The following is a 19,438-nucleotide window of genomic DNA, read 5'->3' as shown; positions in this document are numbered from 1 at the left end:
TCAGCATGGCGGCCTGACGGGCTGACACGGTCAAGAGGAGTCTGTAAGGAAATGGCGTTGATCAAGGGGTTCTGCATCTTGCTGCTTTGCCAGTTTCTCGGCGAGGTGACGGGGCGTGCGTTGTTGCTTCCGGTGCCGGGGCCGGTACTGGGAATGTTGTTCCTGCTGCTGGGGTTGATGTTGCGAGGGCGGCTGCGCAAACGGTTGTTGCCTGCCCCGGACAGAGAGGGGGAAGGAGTGCTGCGTGTTGACGAGAATGCGGATCGAGACCTCGGTCAACGTCAGCTGGCCCGTGCGCTGCTGCGGGAACGTGTGCCTGCCAGTCTCAGGCTTGCCAGCAATGGCCTGCTCTCGCATCTGTCGCTACTGTTCGTGCCTGCGGGCGTTGGCGTGATGGTCCATTTCGAGCTCATCGCACGCGATCTCACCGCCATCGCCATCACGCTGGTCGCGTCGATCGCGGTCACCCAGTTCGTCACGGCCTGGCTGTTGCAGCGCCTGATCGATCGAGGTTCTGCGACGCCGAGTGGAGCAGGGGGCAAGTCACCCAGCGCCGATGAGGTGTCCTCATGAATCTGGCCCCGCTGGACGCCCTGTGGGTGTACCTGAGCGCTTCTCCGTTGCTGCATCTGCTGTTGACGCTGGTGGCCTTTCTGCTGGCGACGGCGATCAATCGTCTGGCCCGGGGCGCATCGCTGGCGCATCCGGTACTGGTCTCCATCGCGCTGATCATCGGGTTTCTGTGGCTGACGGACACCGACTATCCCACCTACTTCGAAGGGGCCCAGTTCATCCACTTCCTGCTCGGGCCGGCCACCGTCGCGCTGGCGGTACCGCTGTTTGATCATCTCGATCGGGTCAAGCAGATGCTGTGGCCACTGCTGACAGCCTGTTGCGTCGGTATCGTCACTGCCGTGACCACCACCCTGGGTCTGGCGCTGGCACTGGGGGCACATACCCAGGTGGCCTTGAGCCTGGCGCCCAAGTCCGTCACATCACCGATCGCGATGGGGATCGCCGAAAAACTGGGCGGTATTCCCTCGCTGACGGCAGGGCTGGTACTGCTCACCGGCACCCTGGGTTGTGTGGTAGGCCCCGTTGTCATGCGACTGGCAGGGGCGCGAGACGATACCGTCAAGGGCTTCACCATGGGCTTGTCAGCGCATGGTATCGGTACCGCCTTCTGCTTCTCGTCGGTGAGCACGCTGGCGGGGGCCTTCGCTGGCATGTCGATGGGGCTGACCGGTCTGCTGACCGCCTTCATCGTGCCGCCTATCGTCAGGCTTTTCGGCTTCTGAGCATGAGAGGGGCATTGGTGGAGAGTCGAGCTGGAGGTGAGCAAGCGGCGAGCAAGAAGCAGGAAGGCCAGCGTTATCGTGGCATCGTCCTGTGAGAGCTTAAGTTTGCGTTAAGCGCAGCCATTCATGCTGGTGATCACTCCATGGCTCAGCTCAGCGCTTGCGTGTTGGCCATGGCAATCGCCAGCACGTCTTGTGGAGATGTCACCTCGTTGCCACATGTCTGTCAGTGAGCTGATCGATCATGCTCCTACGCAGGTCCACAAGGCGTGGCATCCACTCGCGCCTCTGTGTCTGGCAATGCCTCGACCCAAGGAAAGCCCTCATGTTCACTTCTCTTGCACGCACAGTTCTTGAACGCACTGGTCTTGCCCGCATTGGTCTTGCCCACACCGCTGCAAAGCTCAAGCCCGCTGGCCTTGCCGGGCATCGTGTACTGGTCGAGGCGCCGATGGCCTCCAGTTGTCGAGAGCTCTGTTGGCAGCTGGCGGCGGCAGGGGCTGCATTGATTCTGGTCGAGCGAGAGGGGGATGACCTTGCCTTGCTGTGCAGGTTGTTGCCCACCCCGAGTGGCCAGCAACATCGCCGCCTGTCATTGACGCACGCAGATGTGAGTGGTGACGCGCTATGCACGCAACTGTGCAACATCCCGGCTTCGGAGTGCCCCGATACCTTGCTGAGCCTGCCGGGCGATGGCCGCTGGCATCTGGAGAGTGGCCGCGCCTGGCATGTGCTCGAGCGTGGGGGATGGCCGGCTGAGGTGCGCGCCAAGGTACTGGAGTGTCTTGAGCTTCATGGCTCGGCGGATAGCCGACGCCCGCTGCTGGAGCTGATCGTGCAGGCAGACGGCGACTTTTTCGTTCCGCTGCCGACAGCGAATCACTCACGTATCCGGTTGCATACCCCGGCGCTGATCACCGGCGAAGAGGACCCTCTGTTGATGCGCCTGGCGCGCCATCAGGGCAATCATCCTGTCAGTGTGGCGCGTCAGGCGCGCAAGCTGATCTTCCGGCTGCGTCTGGCGCGAGCCAGGCACCCGCTCGCGTATGGCTGGCTGATGGCGGGCGAGGCACTGCGGCGTGTCATCGGCGGGCCGCGCCGCATGCTGGAGCGTGGCGCGCTCGGGCTGCGCGAGCAGAGGATGCTGCTGACGGCGCGTCTGGCCAGGTGGCGCCATGCCCGACACCAGGGGCGTCGCGCACGCAGCGGTGTGTGAAGGCTGGCTGATCCATCGACGCCGGCGATGAGCTATCCCGCAGTTTGCTTGCAACGTCCGTCACCTTTCGGTGGCGGACGTCTTGTCTCATGTCCCCTCATGTCCCGATATGACATGGCAGAATCAGAACGATTTCAAGGAGTCCAGATGCGAGTTCTGCTCGTCGAAGATGATCCGTTGTTGGGCGAGGGGGTCAGCCATACCCTGCGCCGCGAAGGCATGAGCACTGAATGGTTGAAGGAGGGCGCCAACGTTGCCGCCACGCTCAAGCATTCGCCCTTTGATGTGCTGGTGCTGGACCTTGGCCTGCCGGATCTCGACGGTCTGCAGGTCTTGAGTCACCTGCGCCGTCAGGGCCAGACGTTGCCGGTATTGATCCTGACGGCACGTGATGACATCAGCGACCGGGTACGTGGTCTGGACGGCGGCGCGGATGACTATCTGGTCAAGCCGTTCGACATTGCCGAGCTGGTGGCGCGTCTGCGTGCGTTGGTGAGGCGCCATGCCGGGCAGGCCAGCGGTTGCCTGCAGCTGGGGCCGTTGCGCATTGATCAGGCTGGCCGCACTGTCACGCTCTCCGGTAGTGAGGTCGCGCTGGGGCGGCGCGAGTTTGATCTGCTGGAGTTCCTGCTGCTGCACCCCAGTCGTGTCTTCAGCCGGGATCAGCTCGTCGAGCAGCTCTATGGCTGGGATGGCGATGTCGAGAGCAATGTCATCGAGGTACATGTGCACCATCTGCGCCGCAAGTTCGGCACCGGGGTGGTCAAGACCGTGCGCGGCGTGGGGTATCGACTGGGGGAACTCACGTGAAATCCATCCGCAGTTTCCTGCGGCGCAACCTGATCGGTGGCGTCGTGGTCGTGCTGGGGACGGCCGCCGCCTGGAGCTACTTCGATTCCCGCGAGCAGATTGATGAGCTGTTCGACGCTGAGCTGGCCCAGAATGCACGCATGCTGGGGCGACTCTATCAGTCCCGACTCGCGTCGTTGACACCGGTCGAGCGTCAGGAAACGTTGCAGCAGATGACATCGGGCCAGTTCAGCCTGCGTCCGCCCTCCTTGAGCTTTGCCGATGGCCATGAGAAATCCCCGCTGGGACATGTCTATGAAGACAAGCTGATCTTCCAGATGTGGGATGCGCTGGGCCAGCCGTTGCTTGGCCTCTCGTCACGCTCCGTGGCGCTCGATTACCTGCCGGTGCCCGGCTATGGCAGGCAGCATGACAATCACCATGACTGGTTCACCTTCACGCTGTATTTCCCCGAGAGTGGCATCTGGGTCACGGCGGCCCAGCGTGAAGATGTGCGCGATGAACTGACTGGCCAGATTGCGTTGCACAACGTGCTGGCGCTGGTGGTCGGGTTGCTCGTGATCGCCTTGCTGATCGGTGTGGCGGTCTCGCGGGGGTTTCGTCCCGTCTTGCGCATCAGTCATCAGATCACGGCCCGTCAACCCGGGTACCTTGAGCCGCTGGATGCCAGCGAGGCACCGGACGAGATACGCGGCATGGTGGATGCCCTCAATGGGCTGCTGGCGCGCCTGGCGGACACCCTGGACAAGGAGCGGCGCTTCACGGCCAATGCCGCCCATGAATTGCGGACTCCCCTGGCGGGCATCAAGGTGCATGCCCAGAATCTGGAGGCCGATGCCAGGGATGAGGCCTCGCGGCGCTCGGCACGCATGATCGTGGATGGCGTCAATCGCATGACGCGGGTAGTGGAGCAGCTGTTGACCCTGTCACGGCTGGAAAGCGGTGCAGAGGCACCGCGTCGTCCAGTCGATCTCGCCCAGCTGACCCATGAGCTGGCGCGGGACCTGGGCCCCATGGCACGCCAGCGAGGCATCAAGCTGCATGTCGAGGTTGCACCCGGCGCGCAGCTGGTCAGTCATGAGAACGGCCTCTACGTGCTGCTGCGCAATCTGCTCGACAATGCGCTGCGCTATACGCCAGAAGGCGGAGAGGTGCATCTGGATATCCGCCGCGACGACGCTGGATGGCGCATGGAAGTGGCCGATACGGGCCCCGGAATCCCGCTGCGTGAACGCGAGCGCGTCTTTGAACGCTTCGTTCGTCTGGCCGGCCAGAAGACTCAAGGTTCCGGGCTGGGCCTTTCCATCGTGCGCGAGCTCGCCGAACGTCTAGGCGCAGCGCTGGCGTTGAAGGAGAGCCCTTTGGGAACGCCGCAGGCGCCGGGGCTGCTGGTGCAGGTTCGCTTCCCGTCATAGCAGGTTCGCGTTACGTCCAGGACAGCGCCTGTCGGCCGGGTTGCGTCAGCGGAGGCCAATGATTGCGTCGAATGCATCATGCGGCTGTGATGCTGGCTGGCGCTCGATAATGCCAACGGGGAGTGCAACTCGGCGATGGTCGGGTGGCAAAGACGGCTAGATTAGCGCTATCTTCATTATATGTTGCAGAGCAGCATGACATTCCCCTCTGTCAGGAGATTCGCATGAGTGAACAACAGTCTTCCCCTGTCCGTGTTGCACTGGTGACCGGCACCGCCAGTGGTATCGGCGCCGCCATCATGCAGGCGATGTGCGATGCCGGGCATCAGGTGCTGGCAGTCGATTTCAGTGATGAGGGGGCAGAAGTCGCCGACAAGGCAGGGGCTGCCTTCTTCAAGGCCGACCTGACGGATGCCGAGCAGTGTCGCGCGGCGGTGGATGAAGCCGTGTCCCGTTTCGGGCGTCTCGATATTCTGGTCAACAATGCCGGCATCCAGCATGTCGAGCGCATCAAGGACTTCCCCGAAGCCAAGTGGAATCAGATCATCGCCTTGATGCTGAGTGCGCCATTCACCCTGATCCAGGCGGCCTGGCCGCACATGGAGAAGAATGGCTATGGGCGCATCGTCAACATGGCGTCCATTCATGCGCACGTCGCGTCGCCGGGCAAGGCAGCCTACGTCAGTGCCAAGCACGGCCTGATGGGGCTGACCAGAACCGCTGCGCTGGAAGGGGGCGAAAGCGGCATCACCGCCAATGCCATCTGCCCGGCCTATGTGCGCACGCCGCTGGTCGACAAGCAGATTGCCGAGCAGGCCAAGCTCAATGACATGCCTGAAGATGAAGTGATCGAGAAGATCATGCTCAAGGGCGCGGCGATCAAGCACATGATCGATCCCTCCGAGGTGGCGGACATGGCGGTATGGCTGGCCTCCGACAAGGCAGGCTCAGTGACCGGCTCCAGCTTCAACATGGACCTGGGGTGGACGGCGCAGTAACGGCGTACCCTTGAGCAACGGCTCATTCCAGACAGTGCAGAGACACGAAGCCCTCACCATCGATTCGCGCTTGCGAGCAAGGATGGTGAGGGCTTTTGCTTGGCAGCGCCGATGTCTCAGCGCTTGACCGGGCGCTTCTGCAGCTTGCGTTGCAGGGTACGGCGGTGCATGCCCAGGGCGCGGGCTGTGGAGGAGATGTTGCCATCGTGCTCGTTGAGCACCTTCTGGATGTGCTCCCAGGTCAGGCGGTTGACCGACGGCGGGTTGTCGGAGATCTCGGCGGCAGGGTCGCCGCCTTCGCGGTTGAAGGCGTTGAGAATCTCGTCGGCGTCGGCGGGCTTGCACAGGTAGTTGACCGCGCCGAGCTTGATGGCTTCCACCGCGGTGGCGATGCTGGAATAACCGGTCAGCACCACGATACGCGTGTCAGGCAGCAGGGCGATCAGCTCGGGCAGCAGCTTGAGGCCGGAGCTCTGCTCCAGCTTCAGGTCGAGCGTGATCAGCTCCGGGCGGTGGCTGCGTGCCACGCTGAGTGCCTGGGCTTCATCACGGGCCACTTCCACTTCATAGCCGCGCCGCGTCATGGCGCGCGCCGTGACCTGGCAGAAGAATTCATCATCGTCGATGATCAGCAGTCGGGTTGCATCGCTCATCAGGGTTCTCGCTTGGGCGGTCTTTGCCGCCATCATGTCAGATGAAGGGGGAGGCGCACTTCCGTCAAGGTGCCGCCATCTTCGTGGTTGTACAGACTGACGCCGCCACCGAACCGATTGATGGTGGCATGCGTGAGGAACAGGCCGATGCCCATGCCCTTGGATTTGGTGGAGATGAAGGTCTCACCGAGCTGGTCCGCCACCGCCATGGGCACGCCATCGCCATGATCGCGGATGTCGATCAGCACTTCCTGATCGCGTTGCTCCAGGGTGATCTCGATATCATCCGGGCAGGCGTCGGCGGCATTGTTGAGCAGGTTCATCAGCGCCTGCTCAAGCGTGGTGTCCACCAGCATGGAGGCTTGTTCAGCGCCGGGCGTCACCTCGACGCTATGCTGCACGTCCGGACGCACCACCAGCCAGCGCTGCACGATTTCCTCCAGCCACTGGGCAGCGTTGATGGGTTGGGGCTGTTCCATGCGGCGGCGGTCGGCCGCGGCGACCATCGCCTGCAGGCGTTGCTTGCAGGTGTCGACCTGACTGCGCAGCAGGGCAAGATCATCCTCCAGCTGAGGGTCATTCCTGTCCTTGGCATCCTCGCGCATCTCGCTCAGCAGCACCGCCATGGTGGAGAGCGGGGTGCCCAGCTCATGCGCGGTGCCAGCGGCCTGGCTGGCCACCGCCAATACCTGCTCGCTGCGCAGGGCGGCCTCACGCGTGGTGGACAGCGCCTGATCCCGGGTGCGCAGGGCATGGGCCATCTTGTAGATGAAGTAGGTCACCAGCGACGCCGACAGGCCGAAGTTCAGCCACATGCCGATGACATGCAGGCTGATGCGTCCACCCAGCTCATAGGTCGCCAGCTGCGGCACCGGCTCATAGAACACCATCAGGAAGCTGTAACAGCCCATGCCGACCGCGGCAATCACCCAGGCGTAGCGCCAAGGGAGCGTTGCGGCCGCCATGGTCACCGGCACCAGATAATAGGGCACGAAGGGGTTGGTGGAGCCACCGGTATGGAAGAAAAGCATCGTCAGACCGGCGATATCTACCAGCAGGTGAATCAGGTTCTCGGTGTCGGTGACAGGGTGTGATTGCCCGAGGCGCCACCAGGTCGCGACATTGACCAGCCCCATCGCGATGATGATCGAGATGACGGGCAGCACATTGAGCTGAAAGCCGATGATCTCGAGCCCGAAGATGATCAGGATGAGAAAGCCGGTCCAGGTGATGCCGCGCGCGATGGTCAGACGAATGAGATTGCGGTGCGGCGTGGACAGTGGTGGCGGTAGCGGCTGATTCATGACGACTCCTGCGAGGAATGCGGCCATGATAGTGAATAAGGCTCATAAAGTGCAGCCCTGACGGCCAGTTAGCGCCAAGGCGCCATGCAATCCCCTGCGTTGCTTTCTCTTCGTTGCACCCTCTTCGTTGCACCCGCTTTGTGGCGCTCTCTTCGTGGTTCAAAGTTATCAGCCTCGCTCGAAGGAGCCACTCAGCCAGGGCGTCACGCGTGTCGGTGTGATGTCGGCCAGATGGGCCTCCCAGCCCTCGACATGCGTGAGAGGCTGGCGCGGGTAGCTTCCTGCTGATCTGTCGCGGCCGGTGCTGCTTGACCAGGCGAGCCAGGGCGCATGGCGCTGCATGCCGGCGGGCAGTGTCGCAAGCTCCGGTATCCAGCGGCTGACGTAATGGGCGAGAGGATCATGCTGGCGTGCCTGCTTCATCATGTTGAAGTGGCGATCCCCGCGCGGATCACGTCCGATACCCGCCAGATAGCGCCAGTTGCCCCAGTTGGAGGCGACGTCGTGATCCAGTAGCTGATGCTCGAACCAGGCTGCTCCCTGGCGCCAGTCCACGCCAAGGTCCTTGACCAGAAAGCTCGCCACGTTCTGGCGCATGCGGTTGCTCAGCCAGCCGGTAGCCGCCAGTTCACGCATGCCGGCATCGACCCACGGTATCCCGGTCATTCCGGTCTGCCAGCGTTCAAGCGCTTCCGGCGTCTGCGCATGGCTTTGCGGCTGAGCCGCGTAGTGGCCTGGGGACTCGCCCGTGAAGGTGTGTCTGCCCAGCCGCCGTGCATCCCAGTGGAAGTACTCGCGCCATAAAAGCTCGACGCGGATCCAGTCGCTGTCCTTGAAGGCAGCCTGCGGATGTTCACAGTGCTCGGGCAGTGTGGTCTGAAAACGGTGCAGCGCGTCCAGTATCCGCCGCGGCGACAGACAGCCCAGTGCCAGCCACACGGAGAAGCGGGTCGAGAAATCCGCGCCGCTGAGGCGATTGCGAGTGGTCTTGTACTGGCCGGCGAAGGCCGGGCTCAAGTAATCCTGCAGGCGCTGCAAGCCGGCGGGCTCTCCGGGGGCAAAGGTGTATTCGCCACGGGTGTCGGCCTGCCATTGGCGAGCCTTGAGCAGGAGTCTGGCCGTGCCCTGAAAGCCACGAGGGGCGGCCTCTGGCCAACCGGGGAGCGTGGATGGTGCGTCAAGCGGGGCAGGCATGTCGGTGAGGCTCGGGCGGGCCTTCTCCAGCTTGCGCCGGAAGGCACTGAAGCTCTCGGGGAGTGCGGCGAGTGGTTCCGGCAGCTCGTCTTCGTCCAGCAGCAAACCACTGCTCAATTGCCGCAGGCGACACTGGCTTGCCACCGCGTGTTGCTGGCGTTGTTCCACCACGCCCGTGGCGCGGCGCGTGATGACGCCCCGGCAGCCATATTGCCTTGCCAGTTGCCCAATCAGCTGTGCCGCGTCGCCGTGGAGGATCAGCAGGTCACTGCCCAGTGCCTGAAGTCGCGTGCGCAGCGATTCCAGGCTCCCGAGCAGGGCATGTTGCCGTCCTGTGCTGAGCGGCTGCAGGCGTGGCTCCCCGGGGCTGACGCTGCCGAAGGGCTGAAAGGTCGTCTCGGCCACCACATGCACGACCAGCAGGTGCGAGGCTCGCTCCTCGAGCGCGGCTTGCCACAACGGGTTGTCATCCAGGCGCAGGTCCTCGTTCAACCATACCAGCCAGGGGTCAGTGGACGTCATCGCGCGCCTCCCGTGCCAGCTGGCGTGCGTTGCGACGACAGCGCTGACTGCAATGGCGTACGTCGTCCCAACAGTCCTGCCACTTCTTGCGCCACGTGAAGGGGCGCTGGCAGGTCTGACATGGCTTGCTGGGCAGGTGCGGTTTGCGATGCATGCTGGCAAGGCTCCTTAAAAACAGTACACAACCTATACCATAATTGTACGTCATGCGAAATGGCGGCCAGGCAATCCCCTGTCATTCAGTTGATGAGCGCCTTGCATGCCTGCCTCAGTCGCTGCCCGGCAGTTGATCCAGTTGTCGCTCCAGAGTCTGCATGGTGAGCAGAAGATCACGGTATTGGCGTGCATTGACGGCGCCGAGCAGCTCATCCTCGAAACGCCGCGCTTCGGGAATCAGCTCCGCGAGCATGGCTTCTCCCTCGGCGGTGAGAACGAGCAACTGCGCACGCTGGTCCTGCTCGCTCGGGCGACGCAGGATCAGTTCACGGCTTTCCAGTGATTTGACGGCGCGCGAGACGCGTACCTTGTCCATGTGGGTGCGCAGGCTGATTTCCCGCGCGGTCATTGGCACGCCTCGGCTCAACCAGGCCAGCAGACGCCACTCGGCGACATTGATGGCGAAGCGCTCGCCATAGCGGGCGAACATCGCCTCACTGGTGCGCTCGGCCAGTCGGTTGAGGCGATAGGGCAGGAACTGGTCAAGATCCAGCTCGCAGCGGGGCGTGTCCTGTGAGGCTTCCCCATCAAGGGCATCGCGCGCTTCGGGAGTGTCATCAGTGCGTTGCATCGAGAGTTACCTGTCTCGGTGAGGGGGCTGACCAGCGTTGTCACGACAGTGCATGGCGGTCGGATCAGGTTACCGATGTTACCACTTTCGACAGCGAGCAAGACAAAAGTCGAGCACTTGAGCGATTGCCAAAGTGTGAATCTGTCTATATGGTTTCATGTGTAACTAGTTGAGGGCGGTGGCGGCATGTCGTGCCGTGGATGCCCCAGGTCATCAGGAGCCGCGAGCCCACAAGGAGATGAATCGTCATGCGCGAGCGCAATGCTGAGTGTCATTATCACGCCGGTTTTCGAAATCATGTCTCCAGCGAGGCGTTGCCTGGCGCCTTGCCGCAGGGCCAGAACTCTCCCCAGCGTTGCCCCTATGGCCTGTACGCGGAGCAGTTGAGCGGCTCGGCCTTCACCGCGCCGCGTAGCCACAATCTGCGCAGCTGGCTTTACCGCATTCGGCCCTCGGTGGTGCAGGGCGCCTATCAGCCCATGGAGATGCCGCAGGTCGCCACCGCACCGCTGGCCGAGAGAATGCCGGATCCCAACCCGATGCGCTGGGACCCCATCGAGTTCTGCGCTGGCGATTTTCTGGAAGGCCTGATCACGCTGGCGGTCAATGGGGATGCCCAGGCGCAGCAGGGCTGTGCCACGCATCTCTACGCCTTCTCTCGCGGCATGCAGCAGCGCTTTTTCTATAACGCCGATGGCGAATTGCTGATCGTGCCGCAGCAGGGTGCCATCGAGGTGCGCAGCGAGCTGGGTCTGCTGGAAGTCGCCAGCGGCGAGATCGTCGTGATTCCGCGTGGTATCAAGTTCCAGCTCAATCCGCTGGCGGGGCACGCGGAGGGCTGTCGAGGCTATGTGGCCGAGAACTATGGCGCGCCTCTCGAGTTGCCCTCGCTGGGGCCCATCGGCAGCAATGGACTGGCCAATCCGCGTGACTTCCTCGCGCCATCGGCACGTTTCGAGGACGAAGCCGGTGACTTCACGCTGGTGGCCAAGTTCGGCGGGCGTTTCTGGCGCGCGAGCCTGGATCATTCACCGCTGGATGTCGTGGCCTGGCACGGCAACTACGCGCCCTACAAATATGATCTGGCGACCTTCAATACCATCAATACGGTCAGCTTCGATCATCCTGACCCCTCTATCTTCACCGTGCTGACATCACCGTCGGACACCGCCGGGGTCGCCAATCTCGACTTCGTGATCTTCCCGCCACGCTGGATGGTCGCCGAGAACACCTTCCGGCCGCCGTATTTCCATCGCAACCTGATGAGCGAGTTGATGGGCCTTATCCATGGCGAATATGACGCCAAGCGCGAAGGCTTCCGTCCGGGCGGCGCGAGTCTGCACAACGCCATGACCCCGCATGGCCCTGACGCTGCCACCTTCGATGCCGCCAGTCAGGCAGAGCTCGCTCCCCGCTATCAGGGCAATACGCTCGCCTTCATGTTCGAGAGTCGCTATCTGTTCCAGCCCACCCCGCAGGCCCTGTCGTCGAGCGCTCGTCAGCGCGACTATGGCTCGGTCTGGCAGGGGCTCGCGTCTCACTTCACGCCTCACACCACTCCTTAATTCACCCCTTGATTCACTCCTTAATTCACCCTGCAACAGCGATGACCTTTGACTGTTCATCGTCATCCGACCCCAGGCAATTCCTGCATTATTGCTCACGTTGCTCTTCAAGGAGGCACCCATGAAATTCGCTACCTACCAGGATGGTTCCCGTGATGGAACGCTGCTGCTGATCTCCCGTGACCTGACCCGCGCCGTCAAGGTCGCGGATGTCGCCACGACGCTGCAGGCGCTGCTGGAAGACTGGGCCTCGCTGGCGCCCGGGCTCGAGCAACGCTACGCGGCGCTCAATGATGGCACGCTGACGGACGCCTTTGCGCTGGAAAGCCAGGCGCTGCATTCCCCGCTGCCGCGCAGTTATCAGTGGGCAGACGGCTCGGCGTATCTAAACCATGTTCAGCTGGTGCGTCAGGCGCGTGGCGCCGAGATGCCCGAGACCTTCTGGCACGACCCGCTGATGTATCAGGGGGGCAGCGACAGCTTCCTGGCCCCCAGCGCCGATATCGTATGTGCCAGTGAGGAGCATGGCATCGATTTCGAAGGCGAGATCGCCGTCATCACCGATGATGTGCCGATGCACGTCAGTCCGGAGCAGGCCGAGGACCACATTCGCCTGTTGATGCTGGTCAATGACGTCAGTCTGCGTGGGCTGATCCCTGGCGAACTCGCCAAGGGCTTCGGCTTCTTCCAGGCCAAGCCGTCGTCAAGCTTCTCGCCCATCGCCGTGACGCCGGATGAGCTGGGGGATGCCTGGCAGCAGGGGCGCGTACATCTGCCGCTGAGCGTGCATCTCAATGGTGAGAAGTTCGGTGAGCCAGAGTCAGGGCCAGACATGATCTTCAGCTTCCCGCAGCTGGTGGCACATGCCGCCAAGACTCGCCCCCTGGGCGCCGGTGCGATCATCGGCTCAGGCACCGTGTCCAATCCCGGCAAGGATGGCGGCCCCGGCAAACCGATCAGCGAAGGTGGCGTGGGCTACAGCTGTCTGGCCGAAGTGCGCATGGTCGAGAAGATCCTGTTCGATGAGATTCGCACGCCCTTCATGCGTTTCGGTGATCGCATCCGCATCGAGATGTTCGATCGCGATGGCCAGAGTATCTTCGGCGCCATTGATCAGCAGGTGACGCAGTTGGACGCCTGAGGGCCGCGTCGAGAGGCAGAGCTTCTCAGAGACATGTCTCGGGAAGACATCGTGTGCCGGTAAGCCTCAAGCCAACTGGGTGCGAGGTAGTGCGAAGGGGCGGCCGGCATCCAACCGCGTCACAGGGGAGTGCAGCATGAGTTCAATGAGCCTGTATGGCTATTACCGTTCATCTACCAGCTATCGGGTAAGAATCGCGTTGGCGCTCAAGGGGATTGAGGTCGCTCAGGTGCCGGTCAATCTTCTCAAGGGCGAACAGCGCAGCGAGGACTATCTGGCCATCAATCCCCAGGGACTGGTGCCGACCCTGATGGTGGGAGATACCCCCGCACCGGTGGCCCTGACCCAGTCGCTCGCGATCATGGAATATCTGGAGGAGCGCTGGCCCACCCCGGCGCTGTTGCCCTCAGTGCCGGAAGCGCGTGCGAAGGTGCGCTCGCTGTGCCAGTTCATGGCCTGTGAGATGCATCCGCTCAACAATCCGCGCGTGCTCAATTATCTGACCGATCGGCTTGAGGTCACCCAGCAGCAGCGCCTTGAGTGGTATCGACACTGGGTCGCCGAGGGCTTCGCGCGTCTGGAAGTGATGCTGGCGGAAAGTGCAGGGCGGTTCTGCCATGGCGATAGCCCGGGCATGGCGGATGCCTGCCTGATGCCCCAGCTCTACAATGCGCGCCGCTTCGAGTGTGAGCTCAAGGACTACCCTAGGATTCTGGCCATCGAGGCGGCCTGTCAGTCTCTGGAAGCCTTCCAGCAGGCCCACCCCGAGCGTCAGCCAGATTGTCCGGCGGCCTGACGCGCATGGCTTCAAGGCAGCAAGCAGCGCCCCACCCGAAACGGTGGGGCGCTGTCGTTTCAGGTGACCCCTCGACATCTGAACCTGTCTATCAACCATTTGGCGCCTTCATCGAGCTGAGCATTGCGACGTGTCGACAAGCCGATGGGGCGATGAAAAAGTGGATGGTCAAATTCAAGGAATTTCAAGCGATCTTCGAGATGCGGGAGCGTCATCTTGACCGGCATTGCCGTCAAAAGATCGGTCGAACTGACGATCTCGAGCGCGGCGCTGATCGCGCCTACTTCACAGACGATATCCAGTTTCTCTACACCGGATTCCAGTAATGCCATTTCCGTCTGTTGTCGCAACAGACTGTCGCGAGAATGTGCCAGCCAGGAGTGAGACTGAAGGTGTTTCGGTGAGACTTTCGTCTGGTGAACCAAGGGATGATTTGCCCGGCAGAGTATTCCTATCCTGTCCTCCACCAATGGGGAAAACGTGACCCCCGTATCGGCATTCATCACATCACGCGGACCAATCACGATATCGACTCTCCCTCGCGATAACATGGACCGTAACTCAGGGACCAGTCCCACTTTCAGGTCGACGCGCCAGCCGGGTTTTTCCTCCAGAAATTGAATCAGAATCTGCGTCAGATAGCGTCCAGCCACGATGGGTGGGGCGCCAATACGCACGATGCCGCGCTTGCCTTCGGCCATCAGGCTGGCATCCATCTCGGCCTCGGCCTGTGCCGCGCGAATCGCCATCCCTGTCCTGGCCAGACGCTTGGCCAATGCCGTCGGCAGGGAACGCTTGCCTGAACGTTCGAAGAGTGGTGACCCGAGTCTTGCTTCCAATCCGCGCATGTTTCGACTTATGGCGGGTTGTGTCAGTCCCATTCTTTCGGCAGCCAGTTGGAAGGATTCTTCTTCCACGATGGCCGAAAGTTGTGCCAGATGTCGCGGATCGATATTCATATCAACCTGGTATGCAAAATGTCGGAATTGATATTTTTCATCATAAGATAACGAGGCTAATCTGACGCTACAACAATAGGAGTACGCCATGAAAACCCATGCTAAACGTGCAAGTTTCCTTGCCGTTACGTTGCTTTTCGCAACCTTTATTTCGCCGGGGTTCGCCGAGGCCAAGGTCTACAAGGGAGAAACTGCCGGGGCGGGAGATTCCGTGCACACCATGTTCGTATCATTCGTCAATCAAGCACGATTGGCCGATGTGAATATTCAGGTCAATGCCGGTCAGACGCTGACGAAATCCATGCTCAATGGGGCGCGCGGCAGAGTGGATTTTTTTTCTTCCGTTCCCTCGCTGGTCGACATGATGTCAAAGGGGGGCGGGATGTATCAGCCCATCACGAATGCGCCGGAGCTTTCGACTCATCTGCGCGCCATTCTCGGCTTTCAGAGTGGTGTCTATCACCCTGTGACACTGGAAGGCTCGGGGATCACACGCTGGGAAGACATCGCGGGGAAGACAGTCTTCACCGGCCCGCCTGCGGGCTCGGCCGCTGCTACCTCAGAAGCCCTCATACGCGGTATCACCGGCTATGAGCCGGGAGAGGATTACACCGCCGTCCGTCTGAGCTGGGGTGAGGCCTACGAAGCGCTGGCGGATGGCAAGATCGACATGATGATTCGTCCCGCGGAAGTCGGTTCGGCCAATATCGAGCGTTTCGGACTCACCGATGAATTCAGGATCCTCTCCATTCCTGACAGCGCCATTGCCTCCCACCGGCTAGATGGCCTCATCGGCCAGGCAGGGCGAGGCACGACGAGCTTTGACGGCAGTCTCTACGACGGGCAGTTGACCCAGGGCAAGGTCACGGCCCTCGCGTACTACCAGTTCATCGGTACCAACGACAGCATGTCTGAAGACGTGGTGTATCAGGCTACCAAGGCCTTCTGGGAAAACCTGGCCAGCGTGCAGAGCAGCGCCTCATTCCTGAAGGCCGTCACGCCGGGTACGGCGTTTGCCGGCATCAATGTGCCGCTGCATCCCGGTGCACTGCGCTACTACCGGGAACAGGGCTACGACATCCCCGCCGCCTTGAAAGTCACACAATAACAATCGCCTGGAACGGCCACGTACATGTGACCGTTTGCCTGACTGTAGAAGGAACTCGCCATGAACGAACAGGCCACGGTGTCACATCCATTATTACGTATGTTGTTCTTCGCCTCCGTCGCGTGCTGCGGAGTGATCGGGGCGATGTCGCTCTACTCGGCCGGTATCGGTCTGATTGATCCCACATGGCACCGCACGCTGGGGTTTGGCCTGGCGCTCGTGATCGGCGTTGCCGCTGCGCGCCGCAAGCAGCTCTCCGCTGCGCCGCAAGGCTCGGGTTACGGTATCCGTCATATCGTGGTGGACCTGCTGTTGCTCGGCGCCGGTTGCTGGGCGATCGTCAGCTTCTTCGTGGTCCAGAGTGAAATGCAGGTGGTGCTCTACGACGTGACCCGCCAGGATGCCTGGCCGGCGCTGGCCGGGTTGTGCGTATTTCTCGAGCTGTGTCGGCGTCTCTGGGGCTGGGGGCTCTTCGCTGTCGGGGCGCTGGCCGTGCTCTATCTGCTGTTCGGTCAGGGCCTGCCCGGCATTCTGGAACATGCGGGCTTCACGCTTGCAGAAGTGGCCGAGAACCTCTGGTACAACACCAACAAGGGCGTGTTCGGCTCCATCACCAATATCGTGCTGGGTACCGTCTTCATCTTCATCATCTTCGGTGTGCTGCTGGAAGGGACTGGCGCAGGGGATACGCTGCTCAAGTTCGCCTTCCTCGCCACTCGTCGCTCGCGTGGTGGGCCTGCGCACGCCGCCATCCTGGCGTCTTCGCTGTTCGGCACGATGTCAGGCTCCACGGTCGCGAACATCGTCGGAACCGGCACCTTCACCATTCCGATGATCAAGAAGCGTGGTTTCACGCCTGCCTTCGCCGCGGGTGTCGAGGCAACAGCCTCCACCGGCGGTCAGATCATGCCGCCGATCATGGGGGCAGCCGCACTGGTCATGGCTGACCTGACCGGTATGGGCTATCTGAACATCGCCATCGCGGCACTGGTGCCGGCACTCTTCTATTACTTCAGTCTGTTCACCGCGGTCACCATCGAGGCACGTCGTCAGGGCGTCCAGGTGCAACCGCTGGAGGTAAAGGACAAGATCACCCGGCTGGACATCTTCAACTCGATCCTGTTCGTCGGGCCTATCCTGACGGTCATCGTCTCGCTGGTCATGGGCGCCTCCACCTCGGCCTCCGGCTTCTATGCCACGCTGGTACTGGTCCTGCTCTCCGTCATCAACCCTGAGGTTCGCCGTGATCCCATGCGGCTGGTGCGTTCCTTCATCACCGGGAGTGCCAGCGGCGCCTCTCTGCTGATCGCGATCGCGGCCATCGGGATTCTGGTCGGTGCATTGGATTCCACCGGTCTGGGGCTCAAGCTGGCCAACGTGATCGCGATGCTGCGCGGCGAGAGCCTGTTCTCGGCGCTTTTCGTCGCCATGATGGGAGCACTGGTGCTGGGGATGGGCATGCCGACCCTGCCAGCCTATCTGATCATCGTGCTGGTGATGGGGCCTGCCATCCAGGCGCTCGGGCTGTCGCTGCTGACGGCGCATATGTTCGTCTTCTACTACGGGGTCGCCTCGTCCCTGACGCCGCCGGTCGCGATCGCCGCCTATGCCGCCGCTCCCATCGCGGGCGCAAACCCGCTCAAGACCTCGCTGGTGGCATTCCGCCTGGGGCTGGCGCAATTCATCATCCCCTTCATCTTCGTCTACTACCCGTCGCTGCTGATCGTCGAGGACTTCTCCCTGTCGTCCTTCCTGTGGATCGCGGCGCGCACCGCCTTCTGCATCTGGCTGTTCTGCTCGGCCATGGCGGCCTTCGATCGGGAGCGCCTGTCCATCGCCGAAGTCGTGCTGCGTTTCCTGGTGGCATTCCTGTGCCTAGTGCCGGATCCGCTGATCCACCTTCCTGCTGTTGCCATGGGCGCCTTGCTGGTGGCCTTCCATCTGCGCCGTACTCATCCAATCGCCAACGTGACCGGAGCCTGAATCATGACTGCACGTCCGAACTTTCTCTTCATCATCACCGATCAACAGCGTGCCGATCATCTGGGATGCTATGGCAATGGCGTCGTCAAGACGCCCAACATCGATCAGCTGGCGGCGAAGGGGACACGTTTCGAGCGCTTCTACGTCGCCAACCCGATCTGCATGCCCAACCGTGCCTCGATCATGACCGGACGGATGAGTTCATTGCATGGTGCTCGTCACAACGGCATTCCTCTCTCGCGTAACCACACCACCTTCGTGGAGTTGCTCAAGGATGCAGGCTATCGCACCGCGCTGATCGGCAAGTCCCACCTGCAGAGCTTCACGGGGCTGCCTGCCACCAATGTCTTCAAGTCCGAAGAGGGCAAGCAGGCACCGTCCGCCTCGCTGCGTGATGCCTTCAAGGACAATCGACACACCGATGACTATGAGCTGGAGAATACCCGGCATTGGGAAACACCTGTCGCGGAGCGGCTCGCAGGAGATTTCTACGGGTTCGAGCATGTAGAGATCGCCGCAGGGCATGCTGATGAGGCCAGTGGCGACTATCTGTTGTGGGCACGTCAGCAGCGGGCCGATTTCGACGACCTGGTCGGGCCGAAGAACGCCTTGCCGGATCAACGCTACCAGGCGCCACAGGCATGGCGCACCGCCGTGCCGGAGGAGCTTTATTCCACCAGCTGGATCGCACAGCGAAGCCAGGCATGGCTGGAGGAGCAGGCCGCTGGCGACCAGCCATTCTTCCTGCAGATGTCGTTCCCGGACCCGCATCACCCCTTCACTCCGCCAGGCAAGTACTGGGGCATGTACAGCCCTTCCGATATCGACCTGCCTGCAAGCTTCGGCAAGGGAGAATTGCCGCCGCTTCTGGCGATGCGCAAGGCGCTGGAAGAGGGCACCGACCCGCGGGACAACCAGAATCCCTTTGCGGTAACCGAGGATGAGGCACGGTCAATCACCGCGCTGACCTACGGCATGATTCACATGATCGACGATGCCATCGGGCGAGTGATGGCGTCCCTGGAAGCGCTGGGTCTGGCGGAGAATACCGTGGTCGTCTTTACTTCCGATCACGGCGATTACATGGGCGATCACGGTCTGATGTTGAAGCTTCTGCTGCACTATCAGGGGCTGGTGCGTACCCCCTTCATCTGGCACGACCCCCAGCGGCCCCAGGACGCTGCCTGTTCCACCGGGCTTGCCTCTTCGGTGGATATCGCCTCGACGATACTCGCCAGAGCCGGGATTCAAGAGTTCAACGGCATGCAGGGGCGCGACCTGCTGTCGACATCGGCACCCGAGGCTGTCCTCGTCGAGGAAGACAGTCAGCGCACGATGACGGGATTCGATCGACCGCAGCGGGTGCGGACGGTGATTACCGAGCGTTATCGCATGTCGATCCGCCATGGAGAGGACTGGGGCGAGCTCTATGACTTGGAGAGCGACCCCGATGAGCTGGTGAACCTGCACGATGATCCCGGTCACGCGGCGGTGCGCGCCGAGCTGACCGATATCATGCTGCGACGCATGATCGAACTTCAGGATCGCGCGCCGCTACCGGCCTATCGTGCCTGAAGGCCTTCAGTACTCAAGGTCAGCGATGCCCTGTCTGTCAGCTTGGCTTTCTGGCGTAAGGCATGCGGCGCTTGATGACCGCGTAGCGTCGCCTCAATGACACACGAACGCCCC

18 protein-coding genes are annotated in these 19,438 nt (G+C 62.0%); 12 read left to right on the top strand and 6 right to left on the bottom strand.

Going from position 1 to position 19,438, the window contains the following annotated elements:
• Nucleotides 1–51 precede the first annotated feature (51 nt).
• From U0O11_RS09740 to U0O11_RS09715, 6 genes are all read left to right on the top strand, one after another.
• Nucleotides 52–573 (top strand): CidA/LrgA family protein, encoded by a 522-nt coding sequence (locus U0O11_RS09740; RefSeq protein ID WP_215822922.1) that lies wholly within the window; start codon nucleotides 52–54, stop codon nucleotides 571–573.
• Nucleotides 570–1,298, top strand: a complete 729-nt coding sequence (locus U0O11_RS09735) for an LrgB family protein (protein ID WP_054557016.1) — start codon at nucleotides 570–572, stop codon at nucleotides 1,296–1,298. Before U0O11_RS09740 ends, U0O11_RS09735 begins: the two co-directional genes overlap by 4 nt.
• Before the next feature lie 325 nt (nucleotides 1,299–1,623).
• Nucleotides 1,624–2,514 carry a hypothetical protein gene (locus U0O11_RS09730; RefSeq protein ID WP_324689665.1) on the top strand — a complete coding sequence of 297 codons (891 nt, stop codon included), beginning with the start codon at nucleotides 1,624–1,626 and terminating at the stop codon, nucleotides 2,512–2,514.
• A gap of 147 nt (nucleotides 2,515–2,661) precedes the next feature.
• Nucleotides 2,662–3,324: a response regulator gene (locus U0O11_RS09725; protein WP_279839985.1), complete on the top strand. Its 663-nt coding sequence runs from the start codon at nucleotides 2,662–2,664 to the stop codon at nucleotides 3,322–3,324.
• Nucleotides 3,321–4,739 (top strand): ATP-binding protein, encoded by a 1,419-nt coding sequence (locus U0O11_RS09720; protein ID WP_324689662.1) that lies wholly within the window; start codon nucleotides 3,321–3,323, stop codon nucleotides 4,737–4,739. Before U0O11_RS09725 ends, U0O11_RS09720 begins: the two co-directional genes overlap by 4 nt.
• Nucleotides 4,740–4,963: 224 nt before the next feature.
• Complete coding sequence (locus U0O11_RS09715; protein ID WP_054557012.1) at nucleotides 4,964–5,737, top strand: 3-hydroxybutyrate dehydrogenase; 774 nt, start codon at nucleotides 4,964–4,966, stop codon at nucleotides 5,735–5,737.
• A gap of 116 nt (nucleotides 5,738–5,853) precedes the next feature.
• On the opposite strand, the gene U0O11_RS09710 is transcribed toward U0O11_RS09715, so the two are convergent.
• The 5 genes from U0O11_RS09710 to U0O11_RS09690 form a co-directional block, all read right to left on the bottom strand.
• Entirely contained in the window at nucleotides 5,854–6,390 is a 537-nt protein-coding gene (locus tag U0O11_RS09710) for a response regulator transcription factor (protein ID WP_043336058.1), read from the bottom strand.
• Nucleotides 6,391–6,422: 32 nt separating this feature from the next.
• Complete coding sequence (locus tag U0O11_RS09705; protein ID WP_176677262.1) at nucleotides 6,423–7,694, bottom strand: ATP-binding protein; 1,272 nt, start codon at nucleotides 7,692–7,694, stop codon at nucleotides 6,423–6,425.
• 168 nt (nucleotides 7,695–7,862) lie between these two features.
• Complete coding sequence (locus tag U0O11_RS09700; protein WP_324689658.1) at nucleotides 7,863–9,410, bottom strand: DASH family cryptochrome; 1,548 nt, start codon at nucleotides 9,408–9,410, stop codon at nucleotides 7,863–7,865.
• Nucleotides 9,397–9,564, bottom strand: a complete 168-nt coding sequence (locus tag U0O11_RS09695; RefSeq protein WP_107334636.1) for a DUF2256 domain-containing protein — start codon at nucleotides 9,562–9,564, stop codon at nucleotides 9,397–9,399. Before U0O11_RS09695 ends, U0O11_RS09700 begins: the two co-directional genes overlap by 14 nt.
• Nucleotides 9,565–9,678: 114 nt before the next feature.
• A complete protein-coding gene (locus tag U0O11_RS09690; protein WP_054557009.1) occupies nucleotides 9,679–10,197 on the bottom strand; it encodes a MarR family winged helix-turn-helix transcriptional regulator in 519 nt (172 codons plus the stop codon).
• A 248-nt stretch (nucleotides 10,198–10,445) separates the two neighbouring features.
• Between U0O11_RS09690 and hmgA the strand changes: the two genes are divergently transcribed.
• The 3 genes from hmgA (at nucleotide 10,446) to maiA (ending at nucleotide 13,699) form a co-directional block, all read left to right on the top strand.
• Nucleotides 10,446–11,762: a homogentisate 1,2-dioxygenase gene (gene hmgA, locus U0O11_RS09685; RefSeq protein WP_324689655.1), complete on the top strand. Its 1,317-nt coding sequence runs from the start codon at nucleotides 10,446–10,448 to the stop codon at nucleotides 11,760–11,762.
• A gap of 121 nt (nucleotides 11,763–11,883) precedes the next feature.
• Nucleotides 11,884–12,903 carry a fumarylacetoacetate hydrolase family protein gene (locus tag U0O11_RS09680; protein ID WP_324689653.1) on the top strand — a complete coding sequence of 340 codons (1,020 nt, stop codon included), beginning with the start codon at nucleotides 11,884–11,886 and terminating at the stop codon, nucleotides 12,901–12,903.
• Nucleotides 12,904–13,048: 145 nt separating this feature from the next.
• Nucleotides 13,049–13,699 carry a maleylacetoacetate isomerase gene (gene maiA, locus U0O11_RS09675; protein ID WP_324692512.1) on the top strand — a complete coding sequence of 217 codons (651 nt, stop codon included), beginning with the start codon at nucleotides 13,049–13,051 and terminating at the stop codon, nucleotides 13,697–13,699.
• Nucleotides 13,700–13,758: 59 nt separating this feature from the next.
• On the opposite strand, the gene U0O11_RS09670 is transcribed toward maiA, so the two are convergent.
• Complete coding sequence (locus U0O11_RS09670; RefSeq protein WP_324689652.1) at nucleotides 13,759–14,658, bottom strand: LysR family transcriptional regulator; 900 nt, start codon at nucleotides 14,656–14,658, stop codon at nucleotides 13,759–13,761.
• Nucleotides 14,659–14,746: 88 nt separating this feature from the next.
• Here U0O11_RS09670 and U0O11_RS09665 point away from each other — a divergent pair, with 88 nt between their 5' ends.
• From U0O11_RS09665 to U0O11_RS09655, 3 genes are read left to right on the top strand one after another with little or no spacing between them, the layout of a single operon-like run.
• Nucleotides 14,747–15,766, top strand: a complete 1,020-nt coding sequence (locus U0O11_RS09665) for a TAXI family TRAP transporter solute-binding subunit (RefSeq protein WP_324689650.1) — start codon at nucleotides 14,747–14,749, stop codon at nucleotides 15,764–15,766.
• 60 nt (nucleotides 15,767–15,826) lie between these two features.
• Nucleotides 15,827–17,749 carry a TRAP transporter permease gene (locus tag U0O11_RS09660; RefSeq protein ID WP_216060758.1) on the top strand — a complete coding sequence of 641 codons (1,923 nt, stop codon included), beginning with the start codon at nucleotides 15,827–15,829 and terminating at the stop codon, nucleotides 17,747–17,749.
• 3 nt (nucleotides 17,750–17,752) lie between these two features.
• Nucleotides 17,753–19,324 (top strand): sulfatase family protein, encoded by a 1,572-nt coding sequence (locus tag U0O11_RS09655; RefSeq protein WP_324689649.1) that lies wholly within the window; start codon nucleotides 17,753–17,755, stop codon nucleotides 19,322–19,324.
• The last annotated feature ends 114 nt before the right edge of the window (nucleotides 19,325–19,438 follow it).

It is taken from the genome of Cobetia sp. D5 (assembly GCF_035666195.1).
GTDB lineage: Bacteria > Pseudomonadota > Gammaproteobacteria > Pseudomonadales > Halomonadaceae > Cobetia > Cobetia amphilecti.
This window is presented reverse-complemented; position numbering and strand designations above follow the sequence as displayed.

What these genes read in the sequence shown, in the direction of transcription:
- U0O11_RS09740 (WP_215822922.1), top strand. Translation starts at nt 52, where the DNA reads ATGGCGTTGATCAAGGGGTTCTGCATCTTGCTGCTTTGCCAGTTTCTC.
- U0O11_RS09735 (WP_054557016.1), top strand. Translation starts at nt 570, where the DNA reads ATGAATCTGGCCCCGCTGGACGCCCTGTGGGTGTACCTGAGCGCTTCT.
- U0O11_RS09730 (WP_324689665.1), top strand. Translation starts at nt 1,624, where the DNA reads ATGTTCACTTCTCTTGCACGCACAGTTCTTGAACGCACTGGTCTTGCC.
- U0O11_RS09725 (WP_279839985.1), top strand. Translation starts at nt 2,662, where the DNA reads ATGCGAGTTCTGCTCGTCGAAGATGATCCGTTGTTGGGCGAGGGGGTC.
- U0O11_RS09715 (WP_054557012.1), top strand. Translation starts at nt 4,964, where the DNA reads ATGAGTGAACAACAGTCTTCCCCTGTCCGTGTTGCACTGGTGACCGGC.
- U0O11_RS09710 (WP_043336058.1), bottom strand. Translation starts at nt 6,390, where the DNA reads ATGAGCGATGCAACCCGACTGCTGATCATCGACGATGATGAATTCTTC.
- U0O11_RS09705 (WP_176677262.1), bottom strand. Translation starts at nt 7,694, where the DNA reads ATGAATCAGCCGCTACCGCCACCACTGTCCACGCCGCACCGCAATCTC.
- U0O11_RS09700 (WP_324689658.1), bottom strand. Translation starts at nt 9,410, where the DNA reads ATGACGTCCACTGACCCCTGGCTGGTATGGTTGAACGAGGACCTGCGC.
- U0O11_RS09695 (WP_107334636.1), bottom strand. Translation starts at nt 9,564, where the DNA reads ATGCATCGCAAACCGCACCTGCCCAGCAAGCCATGTCAGACCTGCCAG.
- U0O11_RS09690 (WP_054557009.1), bottom strand. Translation starts at nt 10,197, where the DNA reads ATGCAACGCACTGATGACACTCCCGAAGCGCGCGATGCCCTTGATGGG.
- hmgA (WP_324689655.1), top strand. Translation starts at nt 10,446, where the DNA reads ATGCGCGAGCGCAATGCTGAGTGTCATTATCACGCCGGTTTTCGAAAT.
- U0O11_RS09680 (WP_324689653.1), top strand. Translation starts at nt 11,884, where the DNA reads ATGAAATTCGCTACCTACCAGGATGGTTCCCGTGATGGAACGCTGCTG.
- maiA (WP_324692512.1), top strand. Translation starts at nt 13,049, where the DNA reads ATGAGCCTGTATGGCTATTACCGTTCATCTACCAGCTATCGGGTAAGA.
- U0O11_RS09670 (WP_324689652.1), bottom strand. Translation starts at nt 14,658, where the DNA reads ATGAATATCGATCCGCGACATCTGGCACAACTTTCGGCCATCGTGGAA.
- U0O11_RS09665 (WP_324689650.1), top strand. Translation starts at nt 14,747, where the DNA reads ATGAAAACCCATGCTAAACGTGCAAGTTTCCTTGCCGTTACGTTGCTT.
- U0O11_RS09660 (WP_216060758.1), top strand. Translation starts at nt 15,827, where the DNA reads ATGAACGAACAGGCCACGGTGTCACATCCATTATTACGTATGTTGTTC.
- U0O11_RS09655 (WP_324689649.1), top strand. Translation starts at nt 17,753, where the DNA reads ATGACTGCACGTCCGAACTTTCTCTTCATCATCACCGATCAACAGCGT.